At 69.0% G+C, this 7,500-nt stretch carries 7 protein-coding genes and 2 rRNA genes (1 of these 9 only partly in view); 8 read left to right on the top strand and 1 reads right to left on the bottom strand.

Features of this window, described 5'->3' with window-relative positions:
• The 3 genes from ACXJKL_RS00175 to ACXJKL_RS00165 all read left to right on the top strand — a co-directional run.
• Positions 1–1,519: ribosomal RNA gene (locus tag ACXJKL_RS00175) — 23S ribosomal RNA — on the top strand; it begins 1,584 nt to the left of the window's first position.
• 185 nt (positions 1,520–1,704) lie between these two features.
• Positions 1,705–1,821, top strand: a 5S ribosomal RNA gene (gene rrf / locus ACXJKL_RS00170).
• Positions 1,822–2,037: 216 nt separating this feature from the next.
• Positions 2,038–2,406, top strand: coding sequence for a single-stranded DNA-binding protein (locus ACXJKL_RS00165; protein WP_457205027.1), 369 nt, complete (start codon positions 2,038–2,040; stop codon positions 2,404–2,406).
• Here ACXJKL_RS00165 and ACXJKL_RS00160 read toward each other — a convergent pair.
• A complete protein-coding gene (locus ACXJKL_RS00160; protein WP_457205026.1) occupies positions 2,366–3,496 on the bottom strand; it encodes a DUF1015 family protein in 1,131 nt (376 codons plus the stop codon). The two genes, ACXJKL_RS00165 and ACXJKL_RS00160, sit on opposite strands and share 41 nt — an antisense overlap.
• 42 nt (positions 3,497–3,538) lie before the next feature.
• Here ACXJKL_RS00160 and ACXJKL_RS00155 point away from each other — a divergent pair, with 42 nt between their 5' ends.
• From ACXJKL_RS00155 to ACXJKL_RS00135, 5 genes are all read left to right on the top strand, one after another.
• Entirely contained in the window at positions 3,539–4,567 is a 1,029-nt protein-coding gene (locus tag ACXJKL_RS00155) for an HAD-IIA family hydrolase (RefSeq protein WP_457205025.1), read from the top strand.
• A 10-nt stretch (positions 4,568–4,577) separates the two neighbouring features.
• Complete coding sequence (locus tag ACXJKL_RS00150) at positions 4,578–4,784, top strand: hypothetical protein (protein WP_457205024.1); 207 nt, start codon at positions 4,578–4,580, stop codon at positions 4,782–4,784.
• A gap of 5 nt (positions 4,785–4,789) precedes the next feature.
• Positions 4,790–5,629, top strand: coding sequence for a TlyA family RNA methyltransferase (locus ACXJKL_RS00145; RefSeq protein WP_457205023.1), 840 nt, complete (start codon positions 4,790–4,792; stop codon positions 5,627–5,629).
• Entirely contained in the window at positions 5,626–6,618 is a 993-nt protein-coding gene (locus ACXJKL_RS00140) for an NAD kinase (RefSeq protein ID WP_457205022.1), read from the top strand. Before ACXJKL_RS00145 ends, ACXJKL_RS00140 begins: the two co-directional genes overlap by 4 nt.
• The coding region (locus tag ACXJKL_RS00135; protein WP_457205021.1) for an AAA family ATPase at positions 6,611–7,500 on the top strand (890 nt) is incomplete at its 3' end. The genes ACXJKL_RS00140 and ACXJKL_RS00135, both read left to right, overlap by 8 nt.

Here is a 7,500-nt window from a genome sequence, read left to right as displayed (position 1 = left end):
GGGAAGGCGATCTGGTGGAGCGTGGGACCCGATCTGGTAGTAGTCAAGCGATGGGGTGACGCAGGAAGGTAGCCCAGCCGTGGCGATGGTAGTCCACGGGTAAGCATGTAGGACGGGATCTAGGCAAATCCGGATTCCATATGTCTGAGATGTGACACGGAGCCGTTTGGTGAAGTGGGTGATCCTATGCTGTCGAGAAAAACCTCTAGCGAGCTACGCGCCGCCCGTACCCCAAACCGACTCAGGTGATCAGGTAGAGAATACTAAGGCGATCGAGATAACCATGGTTAAGGAACTCGGCAAAATGCCCCCGTAACTTCGGGAGAAGGGGGGCCGGATCCGTGAACCACCTTGCGTGGGGACGCGGTGATGGCCGCAGAGACCAGGCCCAAGCGACTGTTTACTAAAAACACAGGTCCGTGCGAAGTTGTAAGACGATGTATACGGACTGACTCCTGCCCGGTGCTGGAAGGTTAAGAGGACCTGTTAGACGCAAGTCGAAGCGGAGAATTTAAGCCCCAGTAAACGGCGGTGGTAACTATAACCATCCTAAGGTAGCGAAATTCCTTGTCGGGTAAGTTCCGACCTGCACGAATGGAGTAACGACTTGGGCGCTGTCTCAACCATGGACTCGGCGAAATTGCACTACGAGTAAAGATGCTCGTTACGCGCGGCAGGACGGAAAGACCCCGGGACCTTTACTATAGTTTGGTATTGGTGTTTGGTACTGCTTGTGTAGGATAGGTGGGAGACTGTGAAGGCCAGACGCCAGTTTGGTTGGAGTCAACGTTGAAATACCACTCTAGTAGTATTAGATGTCTAACCTAGGTCCGTAATCCGGATCAGGGACAGTGCCTGATGGGTAGTTTAACTGGGGCGGTTGCCTCCTAAAATGTAACGGAGGCGCTCAAAGGTTCCCTCAGCCTGGTTGGCAATCAGGTGTTGAGTGTAAGTGCACAAGGGAGCTTGACTGTGAGACAGACATGTCGAGCAGGGACGAAAGTCGGAACTAGTGATCCGGCGTCGGCATGTGGAAGCGACGTCGYTCAACGGATAAAAGGTACCCCGGGGATAACAGGCTGATCTTCCCCAAGAGTCCATATCGACGGGATGGTTTGGCACCTCGATGTCGGCTCGTCGCATCCTGGGGCTGGAGTAGGTCCCAAGGGTTGGGCTGTTCGCCCATTAAAGCGGCACGCGAGCTGGGTTTAGAACGTCGTGAGACAGTTCGGTCCCTATCCGCCGCGCGCGCAGGAAACTTGAGAAAGGCTGTCCCTAGTACGAGAGGACCGGGATGGACGAACCTCTGGTGTGCCAGTTGTCCCGCCAGGGGCACGGCTGGTTGGCTACGTTCGGAAGTGATAACCGCTGAATGCATCTAAGCGGGAAGCACGTTTCAAGATGAGGTTTCCCACCCGTTATGGGGTAAGGCCCCCCACAGAACATGGGGTTGATAGGCCGGAGGTGTACAGCAGCAATGCCTAGCCGACCGGTACTAATAGGCCGAGGGCTTGTCCCAACACCGTACATAACACATCACCACGCACTAGTGTTGTGCCCGCGTCCACATGCAGTTCCCAGACCACAAACCCACCCCGTTCYCGGGGATGGTKTGCGGGGGAACCGATACAACTGAACACGTATCACCAAGAGCTTGGAACACCCCCACCACACTGTGGTCGGGTGTGTGTGTTCCGCCAGAGTTACGGCGGCCATAGCGAAAGGGAAACACCCGGTCCCATACCGAACCCGGAAGTTAAGCCTTTCAGCGCCGATGGTACTGCAACCGAGAGGCTGTGGGAGAGTAGGACGCCGCCGGACATACATTGGGAGAGGGGCCGCCACCAGGCGGCCCCTCTTTCCCATTTCCGGGCTTTTCGTCTGGACCGGTGCCGCCCGACGCGTGCTCACCCCGAGCCGCATCGGGCCTTCGGGCGTGCACAGCCGGGCTTTGATGCGGCTCCGTGCACAGGCTCCGCCTCCGGTGGGCGCAGAGGTCGGTGGTTTCCTCCAGCCTGAGTGCTGGAGGTGATGTGCATGTCCGCACGTGCAGCGTCCGGCCCCGAGGTGGGCCGGGTGGACGACGTCAACGTCGTACGGTTGGTGGGTCGGCTCGCAGCGCCGCCCGAGGAGGTCGTGCTGCCGAGCGGGGACACGCTGTGCTCGTTCCGCGTGGTGGTGGTCCGGCCGCCGGGACACCCGTCGGCGCAGCGCGTCGACGCCCTGGAGTGCAGCACCGTGCTGGGCCGCGTGCGACGTTCGGCCACGGGGTGGGAGCCGGGGGACGTCCTCGAGGTCGCGGGATCGATCCGGCGTCGGYTCTTCCGCACCGCTGCGGGTGCTGCCTCGCGCGTCGAGGTGGAGGTCAGCTCTGCTCGGCGGGTGCGACGTGCAGCGACCGCATGAGCACGCCGAGGCTAGGTTTGGGCTGGAAGGACGTCGCCTTCTCCGGGAGGAGCCGCCCGCGGTTGATCACCCGGACCACGTCCGCGAAGTCGGGAGCGGGCAGCAGCACGGCGGACGTCGCGGTGTCCGCCAGGCCGAGTGCCTCCTCAACGCTGTGGTGGTAGGCGATCTGGGACGTGGACAAGGTGGGCACCAGGTCACGGTGCAGCCACTCGACCGGCAGCAGGCCACGGTCGGGGGCCTCGATGATCGCCCACTGCTCGCCGTCGGTGGCGGTGAGGCGGCCCGGCGCCAGGGCGCTGAGCGCCGTACCGGCGTGCGCCGTCCACGTCGTGCCGCCGGCGGCACGGGCAGCGGACAACAGCACGTCGAGCCGCACGCCGCCCAGCGTCCGATGGATTGCTCCGAGGAAGAGTCCGGTGTCGCCCTGGTCCACCAGCATCGCGAGCCCTCTGTCCCACGCCGTCCCGGGCCGCTCCTGCTGGAGTCGCAGGTAGGCCGCGTAGCGGTGGTGACCGTCCGCGATCAGTGCGGAGGACTGCGCGAGCGAGGCGTTGACCATGTCGATCTCGGCGGGTCCGTCGATGCGCCACAGGCGCTGGCGCTGGCCGGCTCGATCGGTGTACTCGCGGTGCGGGGGCGTGGTCACCAGCTCGCGGACGAAGGCCCGGATGTCGGCGGGCCCGTCGTGCACGAGCAGGATCGGTGCCGGGTTCATCTCCATCTCGAGCATCCGGTCCGCGAGCTCGTCGACCTGGACCGGGTGGATGCCCTCGTGCGGCCACACGGCACGGTCGTCGAGACCGGTGGCCCGACGGGACAGGTCGAGGGCGCCGACGAGCCCGCGGACCGTGAGACCGCCCGCGGTGTACTCGTGCAGGTAGAGAGCGGGTTCCTCGTCCGTGACGACGTGGCCCCGACGCTCCCACTCCTGCAGCCGGCCGGCCACCGCCCGATAGGGTCGCGCGAAGGCGCGTGCCGACGCCGGGTYACCGACCCGGGCGGGGGAGAGCATCATCCCCGCGAACGCAGCGAGTCCCAGTGGCTTCGCGGCGTACGGCGGCGTGACCACGGTGGCGGCGAAGTCCATCGAAGCATCGTAGGGGCCGGGGACTTCCGGCCCGGTGGGAGGGTGAGAGTGCTCAAGGCGTGCGACGGCTCGTTGCTGGAGTCCCATGACCTCGTGATGTTCGATCTCGACGGTGTCATCTACGTCAGTGGGGAGGCCATCGACGGCGTCCCGGACCGGCTGCGTCGGGTGCGGGAGGCGGGGGTGCACCTCGCCTTCGTCACCAACAACGCCAGCCGGACCCCCGAGAAGGTGGCCGGCAACCTCGTCGCGCTCGGGATCGACGCCGATGCCTCGGACGTCGTCACCTCGGCGCAGGCCGCGGCCCGGGTGGTGCGCGAGCGCTTCGGCGCCGGGGCCCACGTCCTGCTGCTCGGCGGCGCGGGCCTGGAGGCCGCGCTGGCCGCCGAGGACCTGGTGGCGCAGACCGAGCCGGATGACGACACGGTCGTGGTGGTCAGCGGCTACGGGCCGGAGGTTCTCTGGAAGGACATCATGCGCGCCGCGACGCTGGTGAAGGGCGGCCTGCCGTACGTCGCCAGCAACGCGGACATGACCATCCCCACCGACTACGGGCAGGCCCCGGGACACGGGGTGCTGGTCCGGGCGATCTCCGACTTCGCCGGGGTGGAGCCGGTCGTGGCCGGAAAGCCGTCGCGTCCGCTGCTCGACGAGACCGTACGCCGCGTGGGTGGACGACGTCCCCTCATGGTGGGGGACCGGCTCGACACGGACATCGAGGGGGCCCGCGCCGTGGGCGTCGACTCCCTGCTGGTGATGACCGGAGTGACCCACCTGGCCGAGCTGGTGGCCGCGGGCCCCGGGCTGCGTCCGACCTACGTCGCCACCGACCTCGAGGGTCTCTTCGCAGCCCAGGGAGCTCCCGAGGTGGCGGACGGATCGGCCGCACTGGGCGGTTGGACGGCACGGGTGGTCGAGGGACGGTTGCGGGTGGAGGGCTCCGGCGAGTCCTCCGACTTCTGGCGGGTGGTCGCGGTCGCCGGGTGGACCCACCTCGATGACACCGGAGAGGCGCCGTCCGTCGACGGCGTGTCGGTGCCGGACGTCCCCGGGCCGGTGTCGCACGGGTAGCGTGCGCGCCATGGACCAGCAGCACGAGGACGAGCAGCACCAGCACGCGCAGGGCGAGCTCGGGCAGGGCGAGGACGGCGCGACCGGCGTCGCCGAGGTCGACGCGGTGCTGGCCTCGCTGGACGGCCTGTCGGACACCCCGGTGGCCGAGCACGTGGCGGTCTTCGAGGACGCCCATGAGCGACTCCGCCGTGCGCTCGACGCACCGTCGGGCTGACGGCGATGCCTCCCCGCCGGCTCCGGCTCGACGCGGAGCTCGTCCGCCGTGGCCTGGCCCGCTCGCGTGAGCACGCCAGCGAGCTGATCGCCGACGGACGGGTCAAGGTCAGTGGCGCGGTCGCGACCAAGCCGGCCACGGGCATCACCACGGACGTCGCGATCGTCGTACGCGAGGATCCCGACCGACCCGAGTACGTCTCCCGCGGCGGGCACAAGCTCGCCGGAGCGCTGGCGGCGTTCGCCGATCACGGGATCACCGTCGAGGGCAAGCGGTGCCTGGACGCGGGTGCCTCGACGGGAGGGTTCACCGACGTCCTGCTGCGCCACGGCGCGCGGGAGGTGGTCGCCGTCGACGTGGGCTACGGCCAGCTCGCGTGGTCGCTGCAGAGCGACGACCGGGTCGTGGTGCACGACCGCACGAACATCCGCGAGCTGACGCTCGACCTGGTCGGCGGGCCCGTCGACCTCGTGGTGGGTGACCTCTCGTTCATCTCCCTGGAGCTGGTCCTCGACCCGCTCCTCTCCGTCACCGCGCCGGACGGAGAGCTGGTGCTGATGGTCAAGCCGCAGTTCGAGGTGGGCAAGGACCGGGTCGGCAAGGGAGGCGTCGTGCGGGACCTCGCCCTGCGCGCCGAGGCCGTGACGACCATCGCGGCGGCCGCGGCACGGCATGGCTGGGGGGCCGTCGCGGTCACCACCAGCCCGTTGCCGGGGCCCTCGGGCAACGTGGAGTTCTTCCTCCTGCTGCGGCGGGGGCCCGCCGCCGTCGGCGGCGAGGAGATCACTGCCGAGGTGCAGCGCTCCGGATCGCTGGGGGTACCGGGTGAGAGGGTGGGCGAATGACCGACACGACCGCCCCCGCGCCGACGCCGGACGACGTACGCCGGGTGCTCGTGCTGGCGCACACGGGTCGTCCCGAGGCCCGCGACGTCGCCCGCGCGTGCGTGGCCGCCCTCACCGGTCACGGCATCGTGGTCCGGCTGCTGTCCGAGGAGGCCGCCGACCTCGACCTGGCGCCGGGCTGCGGTCTGCCGGCCGTCGAGCTCGTCGACGCCGCCCAGGAGGCGGGCGAGGGCTGCGAGCTCGCCCTGGTGATCGGCGGCGACGGCTCCATCCTGCGTGCCGCCGAGATGACGCACACCAGCGGGACACCGCTGCTGGGGGTCAACCTGGGTCACGTGGGCTTCCTGGCGGAGGCCGAGCAGGACGACGTGGAGTCGACCATCGACGCGATCGTGGCCCGTCGCTACGCCACCGAGGAGCGGCTGACCCTCGACGTCAGCGTCTACCACGACAAGGAGCTCGTCGCGGAGACCTTCGCGCTCAACGAGGCCAGCGTGGAGAAGGCGGCCCGGGAGCGGATGCTCGAGGTGGTGGTCGAGATCGACGGCCGCCCCCTCTCCCGCTGGGGTTGCGACGGGGTCGTGTGCGCCACCCCGACCGGGTCGACCGCCTACAACTTCAGCGCGGGCGGACCCGTCGTGTGGCCCGGTGTGGAGGCGCTGCTGATGGTCCCGATCAGCGCCCACGCACTCTTCGCGCGACCCATGGTCGTGGCCCCGACGAGCGTCCTCGCGGTCGAGCTCCTCGCCACCACCCAGGGTGCCGGCGTGCTGTGGTGCGACGGGCGACGTCCCGTGGACCTGCCCCCCGGGGCGCGCATCGAGGTCCGGCGCGGCAAGCGGTCGGTCCGCCTCGTCCGCCTCCACCAGGCACCGTTCACCGACCGTCTCGTCGCGAAGTTCGACCTGCCCGTCGAGGGCTGGCGCGGCACGGCCGAGCGGCGCCGTCGCGAGGTCGTCCCCGTCGGGGAGGGCAGTGTCGATGTTTGAGGAGATCCGCATCAGCTCGCTGGGCGTGATCGAGTCGTCGACCCTCGAGCTGGGTCCGGGGCTGACCGTCATCACCGGTGAGACCGGCGCCGGCAAGACCATGGTCGTGACCGCGCTCGCCCTGCTGCTCGGCGGGCGCGCCGACACGGGTGCCGTCCGCTCCGGATCCCAGCACGCACGCGTGGAGGGTGTCGTCGAGGCGAGCACCCTGCCCGCCTTCCTCGCCGCCGTCGACGAGCTGGGTGGGGACACCGAGGACGGGCGGGTCGTCGTCGCCCGCAACATCGCTGCAGAGGGACGCTCCCGCGCCTGGGTGGGGGGTGCCTCCGTGCCCGTGTCCCGGATGGCCGACGTGACCGAGCCCCTCGTGGCGGTCCACGGCCAGTCCGACCAGCACCGCCTGCTCAGGGCGGGAGCCCAGCGCGACGCGCTCGACCGGTTCGCCGCCGGTGCCGTCGACGGGCTCCTGACCCAGTGGCAGCGCCTGCACGCCGAGCTCACGACCGTCGAGCGCGACCTCGACGACGTCGTCACCCACGCCCGTGAGCGTGCCCTCGAGGCGGACCGGCTCCGCTTCGGCCTCACGGAGATCGAGCAGGTCTCTCCGGAGCCCGGCGAGGACGCCGCCCTCGCGGCCGAGGAGTCACGACTGGGCTACGCCGACACCCTGCGCACCGCCGCCGAGCAGGCTCGCGAGGCCCTCTCGAGCGACGAGGACGCCCCCGACGCGCTCGCCACCACCGCCACCGCGAGGACCCTGCTCGAGGGCGTCCGTGACCACGACCCCGAGGCCGGGGAGCTGGCYGACCGCCTGGCCGAGCTCACCTACCTGCTGTCCGACCTGGCGGCCGACGTGGCGTCGTACGCCTCCCGGCTCGAGGT

Source organism: Nocardioides sp. P5_C9_2, from assembly GCF_054049555.1.
The sequence above is the reverse complement of the archived record's forward strand: the minus strand, read 5'-3'. Positions and strand labels throughout refer to the sequence as shown.

Coding starts and splice junctions, on each gene's coding strand:
- ACXJKL_RS00150 (WP_457205024.1), top strand. CDS start 4,578: ATGGACCAGCAGCACGAGGACGAGCAGCACCAGCACGCGCAGGGCGAG.
- ACXJKL_RS00140 (WP_457205022.1), top strand. CDS start 5,626: ATGACCGACACGACCGCCCCCGCGCCGACGCCGGACGACGTACGCCGG.
- ACXJKL_RS00145 (WP_457205023.1), top strand. CDS start 4,790: ATGCCTCCCCGCCGGCTCCGGCTCGACGCGGAGCTCGTCCGCCGTGGC.